The organism is Candidatus Rhabdochlamydia porcellionis (genome assembly GCF_015356815.2).
Lineage (GTDB): Bacteria > Chlamydiota > Chlamydiia > Chlamydiales > Rhabdochlamydiaceae > Rhabdochlamydia > Rhabdochlamydia porcellionis.
Genome location: NZ_CP075585.1, coordinates 662,005 through 683,317, shown reverse-complemented (window position 1 = coordinate 683,317; position 21,313 = coordinate 662,005). Strand labels below are relative to the sequence as shown.

The 21,313-nt window shown below is 35.8% G+C and carries 11 protein-coding genes; 5 read left to right on the top strand and 6 right to left on the bottom strand.

Features of this window, described 5'->3' with window-relative positions:
• Positions 1 to 6: 6 nt before the first annotated feature.
• The 4 genes from gyrB to RHAB15C_RS03095 all read right to left on the bottom strand — a co-directional run bounded on the left by gyrB (position 7) and on the right by RHAB15C_RS03095 (position 8,078).
• Complete coding sequence (gyrB, locus tag RHAB15C_RS03110) at positions 7 to 2,490, bottom strand: DNA topoisomerase (ATP-hydrolyzing) subunit B (RefSeq protein ID WP_281422373.1); 2,484 nt, start codon at positions 2,488 to 2,490, stop codon at positions 7 to 9.
• A gap of 18 nt (positions 2,491 to 2,508) precedes the next feature.
• Positions 2,509 to 2,820 carry a DciA family protein gene (locus RHAB15C_RS03105; protein ID WP_194845699.1) on the bottom strand — a complete coding sequence of 104 codons (312 nt, stop codon included), beginning with the start codon at positions 2,818 to 2,820 and terminating at the stop codon, positions 2,509 to 2,511.
• Positions 2,821 to 2,867: 47 nt separating this feature from the next.
• Positions 2,868 to 4,316, bottom strand: a complete 1,449-nt coding sequence (locus RHAB15C_RS03100; RefSeq protein WP_194845800.1) for a magnesium transporter — start codon at positions 4,314 to 4,316, stop codon at positions 2,868 to 2,870.
• 465 nt (positions 4,317 to 4,781) lie between these two features.
• The gene (locus RHAB15C_RS03095; protein ID WP_194845700.1) at positions 4,782 to 8,078 is read right to left on the bottom strand and encodes an autotransporter family protein; all 3,297 of its coding nucleotides are present in this window, start codon (positions 8,076 to 8,078) and stop codon (positions 4,782 to 4,784) included.
• Between the two features lie 609 nt (positions 8,079 to 8,687).
• Here RHAB15C_RS03095 and typA point away from each other — a divergent pair.
• From typA to menD, 4 genes are all read left to right on the top strand, one after another.
• Positions 8,688 to 10,511: a translational GTPase TypA gene (typA, locus tag RHAB15C_RS03090; protein WP_198424184.1), complete on the top strand. Its 1,824-nt coding sequence runs from the start codon at positions 8,688 to 8,690 to the stop codon at positions 10,509 to 10,511.
• Between the two features lie 92 nt (positions 10,512 to 10,603).
• Complete coding sequence (ubiE, locus tag RHAB15C_RS03085) at positions 10,604 to 11,326, top strand: bifunctional demethylmenaquinone methyltransferase/2-methoxy-6-polyprenyl-1,4-benzoquinol methylase UbiE (protein WP_194845701.1); 723 nt, start codon at positions 10,604 to 10,606, stop codon at positions 11,324 to 11,326.
• Complete coding sequence (locus RHAB15C_RS03080) at positions 11,323 to 12,525, top strand: isochorismate synthase (protein WP_194845702.1); 1,203 nt, start codon at positions 11,323 to 11,325, stop codon at positions 12,523 to 12,525. Before ubiE ends, RHAB15C_RS03080 begins: the two co-directional genes overlap by 4 nt.
• On the top strand, positions 12,522 to 14,174 hold the full coding sequence (gene menD, locus RHAB15C_RS03075; RefSeq protein ID WP_194845703.1) for a 2-succinyl-5-enolpyruvyl-6-hydroxy-3-cyclohexene-1-carboxylic-acid synthase: 1,653 nt from the start codon (positions 12,522 to 12,524) through the stop codon (positions 14,172 to 14,174). Before RHAB15C_RS03080 ends, menD begins: the two co-directional genes overlap by 4 nt.
• Before the next feature lie 34 nt (positions 14,175 to 14,208).
• Here menD and RHAB15C_RS03070 read toward each other — a convergent pair whose 3' ends face one another.
• Together RHAB15C_RS03070 and RHAB15C_RS03065 are read right to left on the bottom strand one after the other, a co-directional pair.
• A complete protein-coding gene (locus tag RHAB15C_RS03070) occupies positions 14,209 to 16,863 on the bottom strand; it encodes a leucine-rich repeat domain-containing protein (RefSeq protein WP_194845704.1) in 2,655 nt (884 codons plus the stop codon).
• A gap of 184 nt (positions 16,864 to 17,047) precedes the next feature.
• Complete coding sequence (locus RHAB15C_RS03065; RefSeq protein WP_220716077.1) at positions 17,048 to 20,158, bottom strand: leucine-rich repeat domain-containing protein; 3,111 nt, start codon at positions 20,156 to 20,158, stop codon at positions 17,048 to 17,050.
• Between the two features lie 316 nt (positions 20,159 to 20,474).
• Here RHAB15C_RS03065 and menB point away from each other — a divergent pair, with 316 nt between their 5' ends.
• On the top strand, positions 20,475 to 21,308 hold the full coding sequence (gene menB, locus RHAB15C_RS03060) for a 1,4-dihydroxy-2-naphthoyl-CoA synthase (RefSeq protein WP_194845706.1): 834 nt from the start codon (positions 20,475 to 20,477) through the stop codon (positions 21,306 to 21,308).
• Positions 21,309 to 21,313: the final 5 nt, after the last annotated feature.

Sequence of the window (21,313 nt, the reverse complement as noted above, 5' to 3'; positions counted from 1 at the left end):
TTCTCCTTAAATATCCAAATTCTTAACTGATAGGGCGTGTTGCTCGATAAACTTTCGTCTAGGAGGAACTTCTTCTCCCATAAGCATAGTAAATGTATGATCAGCTGCAATAGCATCAGGAAGCGTTACATGAAGAAGGGTTCGTTTTTGAGGATCCATTGTTGTATCACAAAGCTGATCCGCATTCATTTCCCCTAATCCTTTATATCGTTGAATTTCGATTCCTTTTCGTCCATTCTGTCGTAAGAATTCAATTCCTTCTTTTAAAGTATACATAGGATGGTACTTACCTTCTTCATCGATAATATCAAATAATTTACCATCTGCAATAACATATTGATCAAGTGTAAAATTAAACTGTGAAAGACGTGTCTTTAAAGAATCAATGACTTTTTTCTCGTACAACTCTACAAATGGCATTCCTTTAGCACGAAAAGTTTGCATTTCTACCGTTTGTTCCTCAATAGGGATGGAGGCTAGCGTCTCAGCATGTTTAGATTTTTGCAGAGCCTCATGAGACAATTTAATCTCTACAAATTCCTCTTCTGAGTAAATTAATTTCTCCTCCTCTCCTAATTTTACTTGGAACCGAGGAAGTCTACCTGCCTCATCTTTAACTTGTAAAAATTCACGAAAAGGAATGCTTTTTTTCTCAATGGACAGAATAAATACTTCTACATCGCGGATAAGTTTTACTAATTCTTCAAGTAACTCTTTAGATAATGGATCACTATGGCCGACTAACTGGATTTGAATATCGCTAAGACCTAGTTTTAGTAGGTATTTATCCATATCTTTTTCACTGTGAATATAGCGACTGGATTTTTTGCGTGTAACTTTAAATAAAGGAGGCTGTGCGATATAAACAAAACCGCTTTCAATTAAAGCGGGCATATGACGATAGAAAAAAGTTAGCAATAGAGTACGAATGTGTGAGCCATCAACATCAGCATCCGTCATAATAATAATCTTATGATAACGCAACTTTTCTAGATTAAAATTACCTTGCCCAATTCCACAACCAAAAGCTGCAATCATTGCACCTACTTCTTGATTCTGCAAAACTTTTTCCAAACGCGCTTTTTCCACGTTAAGAATTTTTCCACGAATGGGAAGAATGGCTTGAAATCTGCGATCTCTACCTGTTTTTGCTGATCCCCCTGCTGAATCTCCTTCTACAATAAATAATTCACAAAGCGCGGGATCTTTTTCTTGGCAATCGGTTAGTTTTCCAGGCAGTCTTGCCGTATCTAAAGCTGTCTTACGCAGGGTTAATTCTCTTGCCCTTCGAGCAGCATCTCGAGCCTGAGCTGCAAGAATAGCTTTTTCTACAATCATGCGAGCAATGACTGGATTCTCTTCTAAAAATACCGCCAAGTGCTCCCCTGTAATCTGTTGTACAAGTGAACCTACTTCATTGTTGCCTAGCTTCTGTTTGGTTTGCCCTTCAAACTGAGGATTAGGTACTTTTACAGATAAAACAGCGGTAAGCCCCTCTCTCATATCATCACCTTGAACCGTCATCTTATCGCTTTTTAACAGATTATGAGTCTTAATATATTGGTTTAAAACGCGCGTTAAAGCTGTAGAAAACCCACTAACATGTGTTCCTCCCATGCGAGTCGATATATTATTTACATAGGAGTACAAGTTCTCCGAATAAGTGGTATTCCACTGCATAGCAACTTCAAAGTCAACTACTCCATCTACACCTTCTTTTGATCCATAAATATAAATCGGCTTAGAGAAAATAGGTGTTTTATTTTCATTCAAGTATTCTACAAAGGATTTAACCCCTCCTTCATAACAAAAAACCAACTCTTGAGAGTCTGCTTGTCTTTCATCACGAAAGCGAATGGTTAATCCTTTATTTAAAAAAGCTAGTTCACGAAAACGCTTCAACAGTAAATCGTGATCAAAAGTCAATACGGTGAAAATGGTTGGATCGGGTTTAAAAGTTACTTTGGTACCGTGTTCTTTGCTATCCCCTACCTGTTTAAGAGGATGAATTACTTTACCTTTGGAAAATTGAATGAAATAAATCTTGCCATTTTGACGCACTTCAACATCACACTTCTCAGATAAAGCATTAACACAGGAAACTCCTACTCCATGAAGTCCACCTGAAACTTTATAGGTACTTTTATCAAATTTACCACCTGCGTGCAAAATAGTCATAACTACTTCAATTGCAGAAACATCTCGGCCTTGTTTTTTCGATTCTTGAACGTGACGTCCAACAGGAATTCCCCTTCCATTATCTTGAACGGTTACTGAGTTATCCTCATGAATGAAAATAGAAATTTCACTGCAATGACCAGCTAACGCTTCATCAACGCTATTATCCACTACTTCGTAAACAAGCTGATGCAACCCATTGGTTTGTGTATCACCGATATACATGCTAGGGCGCTCTCTTACCGCTTGTAATCCTTCTAGGACGGTAATGGAACTAGCATCATATTGTTCTTCTTTGGTCATTGTGGTCATACCTTATCTCAATTATAGTTAACCGATACGAAAATGAATTGTTTTTATATCAATAGAGGGAAATTTTTTACGCAGCATTTGCAGTAAACGTTTTTTTTCATGTTGGGCAAGTAAGCTATATAAAGTAGAATTACTAACTTTTACCATTAAAACCCCTTTTTCAAAGCCTATTGCTTTAGCCATAACAGCGAGGTCTTTCCCAATAATTTCCCGCCACGCCGATACAATTAAATCTGGTCGATCTTTCTGTATGGCAACAATGCGTTCAAGCATTTTAGGCAAAAGATTTACAAGTAACTTGTTTGTTAAACGGTTATCTTTTCTCATCATAATCCCATAGTAGCAGACTATATTAGAGTCGTGGCAAAATGGCAATATCAAAAAAACAATGAACTTAATCCTATAGCTATTAAAAAATAAATAGACATAGATAAAAAATCATTTAGAGCTGTAACAATAGGTCCTGATGCTACAGCAGGATCTATTCCAATACGCGCAAAAAACAAAGGGGAAAGTACGCCTAAAGCAGTACTTCCAATACAAGCTCCCATTAACCCTATACCTACCATAATCCCAACAGCTACAGAAGTAAATCCAGATCCAGAAATCCCTACAAAATCAAGCGCATATACACAAATCCCGCATAGCAATCCAAAAGTTGTACCAGCAGTTATTCCGATAAGCAATTCTTTTAAAATAGCTTCTGCGCGATTCGTTACTGAAATTAATCCAATTGCCATACTTCTTACAAGGATTGTACTACATTGAATACCTATGTTACCAGACATACCTGTGATCAAAGGCACAAAAAACATCACAAAGGTTAAAATTCCTCCATCATATCTCTGAAAAGAGGACATTACCCCTACATTGATTAAACCAGCACAGAGAGTTACAATTAACCATGGAGCTCGAGATAAAAATCTTTTTATAAAAGGTTCATGTTCGCTAAATTTTTCCGCAGTACCCGCCATGTTTGCAATCGTTTCATCAGCAATATCCGCTATAGCATCAAGGACATCCTCATTGGTAATCACACCCACTAAACAATTATTACTATCCACAACGGTTAAGGCAGTGCTTTTATACCTTTCAACAATTTCCACTACTTCTTCACGGGAGGCATCGGCTGTTACTTTGTGCAAAACAGGACGCATGACTTGTTTAAGCGGTAAATGGGCTGAATTGACAATCAAATTTCTTGCAGGAACATATCCTTGTAATATTCCTTCTTGATTAACAATAAAAATTTGTCTTGTTAAATCAATCCCTGGATTATCTCTAATATAAGATGCAGCTTCTTCTACTTTTATATCCATTGTAAAAGAAAAAAATTCATTTGTCATTAAACGTCCAGCCGTATTGCGCTGATGTTTTTTAATCTCTCGAACTTTTGCAGCTTTTGTAGGCTCTAAAATCTCCATGATTCGTCTAAAGCGCCTTTCAGGGATGTCTTCTAAGATTTCTACTCCTTCATCAGGAGCCATTTCTTCTAAAATATTTTTTATTTCTTCGTCGCTAATATAATGTAATACAGCAGATCTTGTGTTGCTATCTGTGTTAATCAAAAAAGCAATTTTGTCGTTGCTATTAGATAAATTCTCGTAAATCACCGGTCTGGCACGTGGAGGAAGTTCCGAAGCAGCATAAGCTAGATCAATTGCAGAATGCTCTGTCACTATTTTTATAATATCATGAACAACAACTGTAGAGGTTTGCTTGTGAAAAGCAAGTTCTAGTTTTTTTCGCAGAACATCATGTAAATGGGAAGTTTTAGATTCCGTTAAGCCATTAGAGTCTTTTTGCTCTTCGGTTAGCAAAATCATCTCATCTTTTTCAGAGGTAATTTGGCACAAGGTAACCTCCCTTTTAATTTAAAGAGTAAATAGAGGCTTTTCTTAATAAAGCTCGCAAAGAAAAACTTGTTTTAAACAAAAGTGCAACAAACTCACACAAAGTATACTCTGCAAACTAATATTTTCTCAATGAAAAAACATTCTTTTTCAAAAAAAATTAAACCAATCAATAAGCATCCAATTCTCTTAATTTAGGAATTAAGAAGTTAAAAAAAAATGGATTGAATAAAAAGACATCCATTTTATTTATCGCTAAAAAATATCTTTAAAATTAAAATTTTATATCCTGCTAAGGTTTTGGCTTTTTTTAGAGCACCAGTAGTATTAAGACAAGAGAATCTTTTCTACTCATCTTTCAAGCATATCTGGCTGCATTTTCAATTTTATTGGATAAAAATCAGAAAACAGGTCCCGGATTAAACGGGACCTCTTTTTTTAGAATTTCAAATCTATGCTAGCAGCTGCTTGATGGATAAGAGAGTGATTTTTTTCCAAATCAAGCTCGTAATACAAAGAAATAGCAGTTGCTTTATAACTAGCTATTACATTTGCTCCTACCGCTATTTGCTGATTGATTTTATGTTTTTGAAACCCTTTAACGTCTAAATGCTTATCGGTATCGTTTAAAGATACTTTATAATCAGCTTTGCCAATCGGAGTTTGTGCAATCCATCCCAAAAGCATTCCAGGAGAAAAACATAGGGAATTACATGTAAAATTTCCTGTTGCTTCCATTGCAATTTTACCTTGAAGCTCATGAGATGTCAAAGCAGCTCTATGAAAATGAAAAGGGGAGGATTTCTTCTCATTAACAGGCCTTTCAAAAATATGATAGCTACTTAAGTCCACAAAAGGCCTTAAACAAATATTTTGTGTTACAGCAAAATTGTAGCCGGCTTCTACACGAGATGTTAAACCAATTCCATGGTGTTCACTTTTTATTATATGATCCACTTTTGCAAATTTTAAATGACGTTTATTTTCAAAAGTATTTGCAGAAACAATAATAGAAGCATTTGCATAAAAGGAGCTTCCTATCCAGCCCCCATTTAAACCTGCATAAAAACTAGAAATATGAGACACAGCTGCCTTCTTATCCCATATTAGGCAAGAATCGGTATAACCAATTCCACCGCCAATTACTATATTTTCATTAGCAAAATGATATCCTCCTACTACAACTCCTCCCATATAAGACTTATAATTTTCCAGTCCATATCCATACGTTTGATGAGCATAATGTCCCATTGGTTCCATCCAAATGGTAGAAATAGAATCAACACATCTATCATTGCGGCGCAAAGCATTGGTAAAACTATTTGCTACGCTAGCAGCATTAATATAACTCTCATAAGTCATACCTCCTAATTGAACAGGTGCCATCTGAGAATAGACTTTATCTAAATCCTTATTATCAACAGCAAAAATGTTTTCAATAATCTTAAAAGCATCTGTTCCTTCTTTAAATTGCGCATCTTGCATAAGATTAGTTAGATTTTTAGAAAAATCTGACATGTTATTATCTGTGGGCAACTGATACATAGTTTTTGTGACAGATAGAACAACCTCATCTGGTTTATACCCAACATCAAATAAAGCGATATCCAAAGCTGTATTTTCTACGTTATCAAAAGTTCCTTCTACTGTTTTTGCGTCTAAAATCGTATATTCTGCTCCAGTTTGATAAATTCCAGGCTCAGGCAGAATGCGTAAACGCCCTGCTAAAGAAGCTTGATTACCCACTGTAACAACATCGGATTCCCTTTTTGCATTTACTTTTATATCTAAACGTCCCAATGGACTCTGTGTAAAATCCTCTTCAACATGAAGTGTTCCAATGGAGTTACCCGGAGCTACCCCGCCTTCGTTTAATAGGCTAGTAACAGAGCTATTTCCGCTAAAAATACCTGTTTCTGTTACAATTACATCAACCCCCATTGAACCATTTGCTTGCACTTTTCCTTCTTTGATCATTAGATTTGCAAATAAGTTAGAGTTATCCCCTTTTAATTTTAATTCTCCTTTACCTGTTTTCACAATTGTTAGATCGTTTCCTGTGAAACGAGAAGAAGGTAGAGAAGAAGATAGAGAACCAGAAAAATCTCCTGATTCCATCACTAGATAACCTGAATTATCTTGTAACATAATGCGGCCATCACCAGAAAGGTCGTTTATGTACACCAGGTTTCTATCAATCATTAAATCTGCATCAGAATGAATAAAAACATTGTTTAGAACTTTCATAGGAGACTCTCGTAAAGATAAAGCATGTTCTTTATATTCATCTATTTTACTAAGAGTTCCCTGAACACTTTCCATCTTCCGAAAGACCAATTCTTGATCTGCTCCAAAAGGTGGGCTCACATGTACGATCCCTTCTTTAATAGATAAATTCGTGTTATGCAAATTTCCATGAATAGCTAATTTTCCTGAACCCTCTTTAATTAGACGAGCTTGCTCTAAATCACTCCTAATATTTCCTAAAATATTTATAGTTCTATCGTTTGTATGTATTATGCCTACCTTATCTAAAACCATATCGCGTTTTAAATCTAAATGTCTCGTATCTGATGCTGCTTTTAGCGTTGCATGGTTTAAAATAAGCGCTCCTTTTCCTAAATTAGCTTCGGATTCAAGTTGAAGTATCGCTCCTAATACGTTTGTATCTCCTTGGTAAGAATTAGGACCTTTTAAACAAATTGTCCCTTTACCTTCAATGGAAAGAGCGCTTTCTGGGATTTGTTCATTACCAACCGATCCTGAAATCTCTGCTGTTTTCCCTTCATCTATAATAAGACGCACGTTCCCAACAAGAGAGTTCTTGATCTCTAAAGAATCTGTAATATGTAAAGCTCCTCCTTTAAAAGAAACAAATCCGTGCTCTCCTAAATTTTCAGAACTCTTAATAGAAATTTCCCCAGAAAATATGCGAGTAATAGAATTACGATTTTTATTATTTCCTGTTAAGGTAAGCACTCCTTTACCCAGTTTTGCTAAACCTCCTGCTCCAGAAATAGCACCTGTATAAGTGCCATTGAAATCCTGATTAAAAACAATCCAATCCCCTTCCCTAAGAGTCACTAAATACTGTTCAGGAGCAACTTTAGTATTCACAACCAGAGAAGAAATTTTATTTCCTCCTCCACTAAATATTACTCCTCTTTCAATAGGATAGGGTGTCTGTAACTGAATTGTTCCTATCCCTTGAATTTTAAGAACACCAGAACCCTCGATCTCTTGATCTATAATTTGCCTATCATTTGCTACCAAAACAAGCTCTGCATGGTTTTTAATGACTCCTTTAACAACTCCAACAGGTATAGAAAAAATTCCTTTTATAAGATTCACATCTCCTTCAATGGATCCTATATTTTTAAAAGTACATACATCGGTTCTTTCAGGCATTTCAATTTTCAATAACTCTTGATGAGAATCTGTAGCTAGCCGAATTGTTTTATTGCTCCCATCAAATGTCAGCGGTTTTTGAATAACAATTGTAGAATCAGCAGTTGCGGTATTTTCCTGAGAATCTGCAAAACTTTTGTTAAACACGACCTCTAAAGGAGGTTTCTTAATCGGGCGCTTATTAATGGATTCAAATGTGTGTAGTATATTAGCGTCTATTACAATTTGCTCAGAATAAGCGTTTATAGATGTCCATACCATCCAAGAACAGCATGAAATGCCCAATAATTTAATCATAGAATTAGGTATTAATTTTATTTTTTTCACAAAATCTCCTTAGTGCAATAAAAGCAACTTTAGAAGGCTTTTGGCATTTTATTCTTTTTTTATTCAAGTACAGATAATTAATTAATACTAATTTTAAGATATTTATTTATTTTTATAATTAAAATATAATTTTATTTTTATAAATTTAAAAAATAAATAATATGTTTGAAATATTTTGATTAACCGTTCTTAAATTAAGAGTGCTTAGATAGGTTTTAGAAAAGAACATGATTCAGAGACTCATCTTAAATCACCTCAGCAATCCAGCAGAAACGCCCTGCTAATAATAACTGGAGTAGCCAAGAAATCATGTTAAAGGAGCTAGTTGATCCTTCTTAATGGGCTATTAAATCATTATGCAAAAAGATTCATTGAGAAGAGAAACTATTCAAGGTCACCTTGTTGAAGATTTCATTCGAGTTAGCCTTCCTAATCTAGATTCTATTAAAACCTCAAGCTTTTTATCCCTCTCTTTTGTAGATAAATTTTTTATAATAAAAAATTTAATAGAAAATTAAGGATTTTATTAAAGGTTCTTAAGCTAGCATTTTAATGAAGATTGTTTTAAAATCATCAATCAACTTGATAACCCCTAAGAGATTCCTTTTTATGTCTTATTCCAAAAAAATTCGCGACCCCAAAAAGATTCGTAATATTGCAATCATCGCTCACATCGATCATGGTAAAACAACTCTATTAGATAGCTTGCTTAAACAGTCCAATATCTTTCGAGAAAACGAAGCTACTGCTGAGAGAATGATGGATAATTACGATCAGGAAAAAGAGAGAGGAATTACCATCTTTGCAAAGCATACTAGTATCGAATTTGAGGAATTTAAAATTAATATTATAGACACTCCTGGCCACGCCGATTTTTCAGGCGAAGTAGAACGTGTTTTAGGTATGGTCAATTCCGTTCTTCTTTTGATAGATGCTCAAGAAGGCCCCATGCCTCAAACCCGTTTTGTACTTGCTCAAGCATTAAAAGTTGGCTTAAAGCCCATTGTTGTGCTTAACAAAATTGATCGCCCTCATGCAAATCCCGATCGAGCTTTAAACCTTACTTTTGATTTATTTGTCGAATTAGGCGCAAATGATCAGCAGCTTGAATTTTCTATCTGCTATGCATCTGGATTATCTGGCTTTGCTACACGTGAACCAAATGATCCACGTGTAAATATGAGACCTTTATTTGAAATGATTATCGAGAACGTCTCTCCTCCTCCAGGTAATCTAGAATTACCTTTCCTCATGCAAGCTAGTACATTGAGCTATGATGATTTTGTAGGCCGTCAGGCCTGTGGTCGTATTCTTGAAGGAAAAATTGCTAAAGGGCAAACCATTAGTAGAGTAGACGTGAATGGACATGCCTCTTTACATAAAGTAACGCGTATTGAAGGATATCACGGATTAAAAAAAGTAGAAGTTGATGAAGCTGGTGTAGGGGATATTATTTGCATTTCAGGAATCGCTGAGATCACCATTGGCGATACTCTATGTGACCCTTCCCACATTATACAATTACCTCCCATTACACTTGCAGAGCCCACGCTATCTGTTGAGTTAATGGTTAATAATTCCCCTTTTGTAGGTAAAGATGGCAAACATGTAACGATGAATAAAATAAGAGAACGATTAGCTCAAGAAAAACTAGCTAATATCTCTTTGAAAATTGAAGATCATTTTCGAGATGATGCCGTTCGTGTTTGTGGTAGAGGTGAATTACATTTAGCTGTTTTAATCGAAGCTATGCGTCGAGAAGGCTATGAATTTACTATTTGTAAGCCTCAGGTTATCTTAAAAGAAATAGAGAAGGTTCAACATGAACCCTTTGAAAATGTTCATATTGAAGTACCTCAAGAATTCTCAGGGAGTGTGATTGAAGAGCTTTCTCGTCGCAAAGCAGAAATGCGCTCCTTAAGTACAAACGAGCATGGCATTACCAGCTTAGAGTTTCTCGTTCCTACTCGTGGTTTGATGGGGTATCGCAATGATTTTCTAACCATAACTAAAGGCTTAGGTATTTTAACTTCGGTTTTTGATAGCTACGCTCCATGGAAAGGACCCATTGAAGGCAGACCAAAAGGGGTTCTCATTTCAAATGGGCCAGGCAAAGTTACAGGGTATGCTAGCTTTAGCATACAAAATAGAGGGACTCTATTTGTAGCTCCTGGAGATGATGTCTATGAAGGAATGATTGTGGGAGAAAACAATCGAGATAATGATCTAGTAGTAAATATTGTAAGAGGAAAACAGCTCACAAATGTTAGAGCTTCAGGAACTGATGAAAATATTATTCTTTCTCCCCCACGTAAATTCACTTTAGAACAAGCTATTGATTTTATTGAAGACGATGAGTTAATTGAAACCACTCCTCATTTTATTCGTTTACGCAAAAAATACCTTTCAGAAAACGAGCGCAAACGCGCTTAAAAATCCTTTAGCACCTTAAAAAATTAAGGTGCTTTCCTTTTTTTCTCGAAAATGGTTACATGCTTTAAGACAAGATTTAAACAGGTTTTATCATGTTAAGAGAAAAAAATCCTCCTTCAAGATTTGAAATCTGGAAGATGTTTGATAAAATCTCTCTTACATATGATTTAGTAAATCGAGTTATGACTTTTGGATTAGATGGCTTGTGGCGAAAAAAAATGACTGCCTTTTTACCAGAAAAAAACCCATTAATTCTACTGGATTGTGCAACGGGAACTGCAGATCAGCTATTAGCTTTCATGCGTTATTCTAAAAAAATCACTTCTGCTATAGGTATCGATCTATCTCAAGAAATGTTACAAATAGCGAATAAAAAAATCAAAAAAAAAGGTTATGATTCCTGCATTTCTCTACAAGAAGCTAGTTTATTAAATCTTCCTTTTGAAGATTGTTGCTTTGATTGTATCTCTATTTCTTTTGGTATTCGAAATGTAATGGATGTTCACATGGCACTTCAAGAATGTTTTCGTGTATTAAAACCACAAGGTAGACTTATTATTCTAGAAGGAACAGTTCCTCACAATCGATTATTAAAAGTAGGACATCGTATTTATCTACGCTATCTTCTACCCTTTCTAGGAGGACTGATTTCAGGACAACCTCAAGCCTACCAGTATCTAAATGACACAATTTTTAGTTTCCCTTGTGGAGAAAGTTTCTGCACCTATTTAAGAGATGCAAGGTTTACGTCGGTAAAAGCTACTCCTTTAACAGGTGGTGCTGTCTTTATTTACCAAGGAGATCGAATGACATGAGAACTTTTTTTGTAAACAACACATCTTTTACCTACGATTCTTGCTTACTTGATTTCTCTTATCTTTCCAATATTTCCTGGCTTGCTTCTCAGGATATCTATCCTAAAGTCTATTGGAAAGATAAATACACTAAGACAACTCGCATGGCACTAGGCTCGCTTTTGTGTTACTCTAACATCCCTCATATTGAACAAACAGAAAATATGGATCTTCGCTTTTTTGGAGGCATCCATTTTCCTGGATCTGCTTGGGGAGAAGAACTTCCCAGTACTCAGTTTTGGTTACCTCGTTTTGAAATTGTCCAAACCGATGATAAAATTACATTGATTGCACACTATATCAATCAAAATCCTGATTTCCTGGTTTTTAGAGAGTTCAAACCAGAAAATTCTATAGAGCAGGTTACTCCCTGTGTTAAAATTTCTCATTTACCTAGTTGGACTGAGTGGAAAAAAAATGTCGAACACGTACTTTCTATCAAAGGCCTTGAAAAAATTGTACTTGCACGTCAAACACAATTTACCACCACTCCTGCTTGGCCTTTATTACAAGCCCTTGAAAAAAAAGCTGAAGCAGCCACTTGCTTTGCCTTTCAGTTTTCAAAAGACTCTACCTTTTTAGGGGCTACTCCAGAAACCTTATTCCATAGAAAAAAAAACGCGGTTTTTAGTGAAGCTATTGCAGGGACAAGACCGCGTGGAATAAATGAGAATGAGCTAGCTCATGAACTTAAGTCTTCTGCTAAAGACAATCGAGAATTTAATTTTGTGAAAAAATTTATTGAACAAGCTCTTTTACCTCTCTCTAGTCAGTTAAACTGGCAAAAGGATCAAATCTTGCACACAACTTCTGTGCAACATTTATATAATAAAGCAATGGCTACTCTAACTTCTAATTGTACAGATCAAAAACTATTAGCAGCTCTACATCCTACACCAGCTGTATGCGGGACACCTACTCAAAAAGCCCTTAAACTCTTAAAATCCTTAGAACCCTTTCCGCGTGGTTGGTACAGTGGAGCCATTGGCTGGCTAGGAACTAAAGGAGCCGATATAGCCGTTGGGATACGCTCTGCTCTTGTGACTAGCTCTTGCTTGCAAGTATTTGCTGGTGCTGGAATTGTTCAAGGAAGCAATCCTTTAAAAGAATGGGAAGAGTTAGAAGATAAAACAGCCGCTTTTTGTAAGATACTTTCATGAAATCAATCGCAGAAAACAACTATTATTTTAGTTACCAACTCATAGATCAGCTCGTTAAACAAGGAGTACAAGATTTTTTTTTGTCTCCAGGTTCTAGATCAACCCCTCTTGTTTTAGCTGTTGCCAATCACTTCAAAGCACGCAGCCATATTCATTTTGATGAGAGAGGATTGGCTTTTTATGCATTAGGATTTGCCAAAGCCAGTAAAAAGCCTGTTGCACTCATTGTTACTTCTGGTACAGCAGTTGGTAATCTTCTACCCGCAGTAATGGAAGCAAAGCACGACTCTGTGCCTCTTATTTTATTAACAGCAGATCGACCTCCTGAATTACGCGATTGTGGTGCGAACCAAAGCTGCGACCAGGGTCATATTTTTGGGTCTTATGTACATTGGCAAATAGACTTTCCCTGTGCTAATGAGCTCTCTTCTATAAAATCCCTTCCTACAACCATTGCTCAAGCAGTTTATTACGCTCAAGGGCCTGTTCATCTTAATTGCATGTTTCGAGAACCTCTTTCTTCTGCCCATAAATCTCTAGAACCTCTTTCCTCTATACACTATACACGCTCTTGTCTAATCCCTAGTTCTTCAATTATCGAACAATATGCATCCCATTTAAAAGAACACTTAAATGGAGTGATCATCGCAACGGCAACAAGCCCAATAACTCCTGTAATTGCTCTAGCAGAGAAGTTAAATTGGCCTATTTTTCCTGACATTCTCTCTCCTTTAAGAACACTTAAGCATCCTTTAATCATCTCTCATTTCGATCTGATCTTAAAAACACACCCCTGCTCCTTTGAGGCAGTTATTCAAATAGGAGAGCGCTTTGTCTCTAAAGTCCTTTTACAAGTATTGGAAAAATCCCCTCCTAAATTCTATTTACAAGTCTCGGAAAAGCCTCATCGCTTTGATCCAGCACACATAATCAATTACCGCATGCAATCAGACATCTCTTCTTTTTGCCAAATGCTATGCCTTAAGCTTGATATTTCTAAAACCTCTTCTCATCTTCAGCTTTGGCAGACAAGACAATTACAAACTGCAAAAAAGCTCTCCAACTATTTTATGAAACAAACGACACTCTCAGAACCTGCTATAGCTAATCTTCTTGAGCAAAAAAATTCCGCTCTTTTCCTAGGAAATAGCATGCCCATCCGAGACGCTAACTGCTACCTTCCCGTAGTTTCAGGACCTGTTTTTGCTAACCGCGGTCTCTCTGGCATCGATGGCAATATTGCTACTACCTGCGGCATAGCAATAGGCATGCAAAGACATACTCTTGCGTTTCTTGGTGATTTGAGTTTTTTACATGATGTAAATTCATTAGCTCTAGTTGCCAAGTCCCCTTATCCATGCACCTTAATTGTGATTAACAATCAAGGCGGAGGTATTTTTTCCTTTCTTCCTCTTGATCAACCAAAAACAATCAAAGAAACCTTTTTTGCAGCAGCACATGAAATCTCTTTTTCTTCCGCAGCAAAGCTTTTTTCTCTTGCCTATTATGCACCTCAAGACCTTATCTCTTTAAAAAATCTTTTACAAAAAGACTCTGGTTCTTGCATTATTGAGCTTGCAACTAACCGAAAAAAAAACCTTTTAGATCATAAGCAGATCGAAAGTTTATTTAATACAGCATGCTCATAGTGTTATAGAAACCTTGTAGCTTAATAATGAATTTCTAACTTAAGGCTTTCTTAGTTAAATCTACTAAATTTCTGTTAAATTCTTCCCTAGCGCTTTCATACCCATTTTCCAGGGCTACTATCGTTCTATTCTCTTCTGCTTTGTTAAACTCTATTGGATACTTAGATTCAAGAGCTTTCTTCCACTTATCATGATTAATGAGAAACTCAAAACACAATACTTCATCTTCTCGTTGGGATAAAACAAAGTCTTTAGCTTCTCGAAGATCTTCATCTGTTAAAGCACTACAACCAAAATAAAGCATCTCTTCAACATCTATGGGAATCTCTAACTCTTGTTTAAGCTTAATGGGATACCCAAGATAGACCTCAATTTCATCAAAGAAACGCAGACTATTAATTTTATCTCTAGCAAGCTTTCCTAGCATCTCAAGAGTCCATGGACCCTTAAGCAGAAAATTAGATAGGGTTTTCATATCCTCAATGTCAATTGTTGTGAGCTGATAAGCAATCCCTAAATATAGAACAGAAAGGCTCATTCTATCTCCACAAGTTCCTGATGCGTCTTCAATAATTTCATAAAAAGAATTACGAAACGCAGAATCTTCTCGAGCTAGATTTAGATATTCTATCACTTTATTCGCAAGCATCTTTTGTATTCCACCTTCTCTTTGATAATCAATCATACTAGACAAGCGATTCAGCCAAGAACGTAATTTTGAACTCTCTTCAGCAGAAGGAAAAGTTGTAAGAGGTTGGTTGGCCTTTCTATACAAATCTTCCAGGGATTCTTCTATAGGTTTTTCTTCAATTTGGTCGCTAATAAGCTCATTATAAGAAAAGTTTATTCGAGGACCCGTGTACATAACCTCTTCGTGAATCCTCCTTAGAACCTCTTGAGATAACCCGCACCCTGTAAGATCAACGGTACAACTAGATGAAAGTTGTAATATACTCATAGGCAAACCAGATAAAGCACGGTTATAACCAAGATCCAATCTCATTAATAGCCCTAAGTTATCAGGAAGAAACCCTTGCAGATCACTAAGGTTATTGCCTGTTAGATCTAACCTACATAACCTTGATAGACTGTTAAGGCATTCCGGGAAAGAGGCAAGGTAATTATTATCAAGATCTAAGCGTCTTAATGCTTGTAGAGCACTAAAAGATTCTGGTAAACTAGTAATTCGATTGCTGCTGAGAATCATTTCTTTTAAACCTTGCAATCTACCTATGGTTTCTGGTAGGTTTACAAGCCTATTTACTCTAAGATCTAAGCGTTTTAATGCTTGCAGATTACTAAGAAATTCCGGCAAACAGGAAAATTGATTGTCGCTAAGAACCAACTCTTCTAGGTTTTGTAGCTTACCTATGGCCTCTGGTAGACTTGTAAGGCTATTGACTCCAAGATCCAAGCGCTTTAATGCTTGTAGATTACTAAGAAATTCCGGCAAACAGGAAAGTTGATTGTCGCTAAGAACCAACTCTTCTAGGTTTTGTAATCTACCTATAGCCTCCGGTAGGCTTGTAAGTCTATTGACTCTAAGATCCAAGCGCCGTAAATTGCTTTGAAAGGGTTCTAAATGAAAAATATCAGGTAAAGAAGTTAATCTTAAATTACCTAGAAGCAAATCGCCTTTACCTGGACAAATAGATCCATTAGCAGCGAAAACCTCTATGATTTTATGCGCGGCTTCCCTTCGATGCACAGCTTCTAAGCATACAGAGCTTCTAACCCATTGACTTATAATTTCTTTGAGTGAACCTTCATCTATTTCTAAAGTGATTTTATTTAACGCATTGCAATCTTTAGAGCCTATTACCTTAACAAGAGGCATCTTCTTCAATAATTGCAGTTCGGATAAATTACAATTACAACCAAGGTACAAGGTTCTTAGTTTTTTCAAGTTCACAAGAGATTCTGGCAGTTTAGTAAATTGATTATTTCTAAGCCTCAGGCTGACTAAAGATCGCAAGCTTCCAAGAAACTCTGGTAAATAAGCAAATTGATTAGAGCTAAGAGACAACTCTGTTAATACTTTTAGCCCTACTAGAGATTCTGGCAGATGCGTAAGTTTGTTACACCCAAGATCTAGCTGTATTAATCTCTGTAAACTACCAAGAGAGTCTGGAATATCCTTCAATTTGTTAGCTCTAAGATATAGGATTGTTAAAGATTGAAGATTACTCAGAGACTCTGGTAAGCTTTCAAGGTTGTTATGTTCAAGGCTCAACATTGTTAAGTCTTGGAGATTGCCTAAGGTCTCTGGTAGGGATTGAAGGCTATTATGGTCAAGATTCAATGTTGCTAATACTTGTAGATTACCTAAAGAGTCTGGTAAAGTTTGAAGATTATTATGACTAAGGTCTAGCTCTTTGAGCTTTCTTTGAAAAAATTCAAAATCAAAAACATTAGGCAAAGATGTCAACCCTAAGCGGGATAATTTTAAACTACCTGACTTCTTGCCAAAATCAAAAAAAGCTAAAATCTTATCCATAGCTTTGGTTTGATTAGCGTCTTTGTAATCTGAGAAATCGGTTAAATACTGCCTTTTTTCTCTTAAATCCTCTTCTATCCATCGATCTAATTCTTCTTTAAGTAGCTTTCTATCAGTGCTTTTTGTAGTTTGGTTTGTTAGATATAATTCTTGTGCAAGCTTTACGAGTGTATTTATTGAACTAGTAGACATACTTTACATCTCATTTAATACAAACCCACTTTAGGGTCTAATATGCAATTATATTAAGTAAATGAAAAAAACAAAAAAATATTTTGTTTTTACTATTTAAAACTTTTATAAAGAAATTTTCTACCAAAGCTCTTCATGGCTATGAGCTCTAGATTATAGTTAATAATCAATAAAGCAATGAATTCTAGCTTAAGGCCATTTTTGTTAAATCCACTAAAATTCTATTAAATTCTTCCTTAGCAGCTTCATAACAATCATAGCCATCCCCTGCCTCTAGAGCTGCATTTTTATTTACTTTTGCAAGTTGAAATTCTTTAGGGTATTTAGATTCAAGAGCTTTCTTCCACGTATCATGATTAATGAGAAACTCAAAACACAATACTTCATCTTCTCGTTGGGATAAAACAAAGTCTTTAGCTTCTCGAAGATCTTCATCTGTTAAAGCACTAAAACCAAAATAAAGCATCTCTTCAACATCTATGGGAATCTCTAACTCTTGTTTAAGCTTAATGGGATACCCAAGATAGACCTCAATTTCATCAAAGAAACGCAGACTATCAATTTTATCTCTAGCAATCTTTCCTAGCATCTCAAGAGTCCATGGACCCTTAAGCAGAAAATTAGATAGGGTTTTCATATCCTCAATGTCAATTGTTGTGAGCTGATAAGCAATCCCTAAATATAGAACAGAAAGGCTCATTCTATCCCCACAAGTTCCTGATGCGTCTTCAATAATTTCATAAAAAGAATCATGGAATACAGAATTTACTTGAGCTAGCTCTAGATATTCTATAGCTTTATTTGCAAGTGTCCTTTGTATTCCACCCTCTCTTTGATAATCAATCATACTAGACAGGCGATTCAGCCAGGGACGCAGTTTTAAACCCTCTTTATTAGAAGGAAAGATTGTAATAGATCGGTCAGCTTTTTCATGCAAATCCCTTAAAGACTCTTCTACAGATTTCTCCTCAATTTGGCTTCTACTAGGTTCATTTAAGGAAAAGCTTATTTGAGGACCTACGTAACCAGGCTCAACAATCTGTGCACAAATCCTTCTTAAAGCTCTTTGAGATAATGAGCACCCTGTAAGATCAACTGTGCAGTTAGATGAAAGTTGTAATATGCGCATAGGTAAATCAAACAAAGTAAAATTATAACTAAGATCCAATCTCACTAATGCTTTCAAATTATCAGGGTTAATTTTTCGCAGACTAATAAGGTTGTTTCCACTCAGGTCTAAGCTTTGTAGTCCTGGTAGATTGTTAAGACATCCTGGGAAAGAGGTAAAGCAATTAGTATCAAGGTCTAGGCGTCTCAACGCTTGCAGGCGCTTGAAAGACTCTGGCAATTTGTCAAGTTGATTATTGGTAAGAACCAGCTTTTTTAAATTTTGTAACTCGCCTATAGATTCTGGTAGCTTTGTAAGCTTGTTTGCGTTAAGGACTAAGCGCCGTAAATTGCTTTGAAAAGGCTTCAAATGAAAAATATCAGGTAAAGAAGTTAGATTTAAATTACTCAAAACCAACTTGTCTTCACCTGTAGGAGCCTGAGTAGAAAAAAATTCTATGAGTTTATACCCAGCTTCTAAGTTTGCTTCTCTTTTAACCCACTGATCTATAATTTCTTTGAACGAACTTTCATCTATTTCTAAATTGATTTTGCTTACTATACCGTAGTCGAAACCTATTACATTAGTATGAGGCATCTGTTCCATTAGCTGTGTAGGAAATGCAGATAAATTACGATTACAACCAAGGTGCAGATCTTTTAACGCTTGTAGATTAACAAAAGAGTTTGGTAATTCAGTAAATTGATTATTTCTAAGCCTCAAATCTACTAAAGCCGATAAGTTTCCAAGGGATTCTGGTAAATGAGTAAATTGGTTAGAGCTAAGAGACAACTTTTCTAATGCTTGTAAGTTTGCAAAAGATTTTGGCAGTCGTCTAAGGCGATTACACCCAAGATCTAGCATTGCTAATGCCTCTAGTTTACCAAAAGACTCGGGTAAATCCACCAATCTATTAACTCTAAGAAATAACTTTGTCAAAGCTTGCAGATCACCCAGAGGCTCCGGCAAGCTTATAAGGTAGTTATCGCTAAGATTCAATCCTTCTAATACGCAAAGTTCTGTAAAGGATTCTGGTAAAAATCTAAGATTGTTATAACTGAGGTCCAATATTGTCAATGCTTGCAAGTTACCAAAAAATTCAGACAGATATTTAAGGTTATTATGACTAAGATTCAGTTTTGCTAATGCGCAAAGTTCTGTAAAGGATTCTGGTAAAAATCTAAGATTGTTATAACTGAGGTCCAATATTGTCAATGCTTGCAAGTTCCCTAAAGACTCTGGTAAATCTTCAAGATTATTATGACTAAGATCTAGTCCCTTTAGGCTGTGTTGAAAAGGATTAAAATGAAAAATGTTGGGCAAAGAAGCCAATCCTAAGCGAGATAAGTATAAGCAGCTTGATCTCCTGTCAGATTCAAAAAAGGCTAAGATCCTATCTGAAGTTTCGCGTCGATTTAAATATTTTTGATCTAAGGCTTTATTTTGATGTTGTTGTTTTTTTCTTGAGCTTTCTTTTACCCACAAGCTTAATTGTTTTACAAGTAACCTTCTATCTATGGTTTTTTTTGAGACTCTCCATGCTAGAAAAAGTTTCGAATCAGTTTCTGAAAGCTTTTCAACAAGTTTTGTTTTCATCACAAGACGATTACGTCTAAGATAAAGCTTTTCAACAGGTTTTGTTTTCATCACAAGACGATTACGTCTAAGATAAAACTTTTCAACAGGTTTTGTTTTCATTACAAGACGATTACGTCTAAGATAAAACTTTTCAACAGGTTTTGTTTTCATTACAAGACGATTACGTCTAAGATAAAACTTTTCAACAGGTTTTGTTTTCATTACAAGACGATTATGTCTAAAATTTAGTTTTGCTAACTTCTTGAGTTTTTTAAAGGATTTTGGTGTCTTCGCAAAACATTTATGACTAAGATCTAGATCTTCTAATTTTCTTTGAACAAGCTCAAAATCAAAAGTATCGGACAAAGAAATCAAGTCTAAATTAGAAAATGCTAGTCTACATTGATCAACATTCGTATGCTCCAAAAATTCTCTCTGCTCTTCAACTTGATTTTTAACCTCTAGCAATGGATCTTTTACCCATTGATTCAATTTTTCTGTAAAATGTTCTTCTAAAGCAACTTGATCCACCGACTCTAATGTAGTTTGGCCCATTGAGAACAATTGTTGTGTAAATTGTACGATCGAATTAACTGAACTAGTAAACATGCTTTCACCCCTAGCTGAGTACAAAACTCGAGTCAGTATCTAACATGTGATCACATTAAGTAAATAAAAAAACCAAAAAAAGTTTTTGTTTTTATTATTTAATAATTTTATAAAGAAATATACAAAACAATATTTATTCAGCTCTAGCTTTGCTATCAAAGCTCTTCATAAAAAATACGATTACAACTTAAGATTCCACTCGCTATTTTTGTATAAAAATGACATGCTTAAGGTGTAATAAATTAAAAAAAACAAACCGTATAATTGCAAATGAAAGCCATGTTTTGTAACATGAGCTACATATTAGAGATCATTTATGCAAATAGCTGAAGAAAATGTAATTTGGAAAGTAGTTGGTAACTACCAAGATATTTTATACCATAAGCATGATGGCATCGCCAAAATTACCATTAATCGCCCTGAAGTAAGAAACGCTTTTCGCCCTTTAACTATTTCTGAAATGTCTCATGCTCTACAGGATGCTCGTAATGATCTCAACATAGGGGTGGTTGTTTTAACAGGAAAAGGCAAGGAAGCATTTTGCTCTGGTGGAGATCAAAAAGTCCGTGGCAATGCTGGGTATACGGATTTAGGGGGTACAGAGCGTTTAAATGTACTAGATTTGCAGAAAGAGATCCGTGGATTACCAAAACCGGTCATTGCTATGGTATCAGGTTTTGCTATTGGTGGAGGACATGTTTTACATCTGATCTGCGATTTGACAATCGCAGCAGACCATTCCGTTTTTGGACAAGTGGGACCTAAAGTAGGCTCTTTTGATGGAGGATTTGGTTCTAGTTATTTAGCTCGGATTGTAGGACAAAAAAAAGCTAAAGAACTCTGGTTTTTATGTAAAAAGTACACTGCAAAAGAAGCATTAGAAATGGGATTGATTAATTGTATGGTTCCTTACGAGGAGCTAGAAAAAACCACTCTGCAGTGGTGTTATGAAATTCTCCAACATTCTCCTTTAGCTCTTCGTTGTATAAAATCTGCTTTTAATGCTGATTGTGATGGGCAAGCAGGATTGCAGGAATTAGCAGGAAATGCCACCTTGCTCTATTACATGACGGAAGAAGCCCAAGAAGGGCGTAACGCTTTTCTACAAAAGCGCCAACCTAGTTTTTCACAGTTTCCTAAACGTCCTTAGAACAT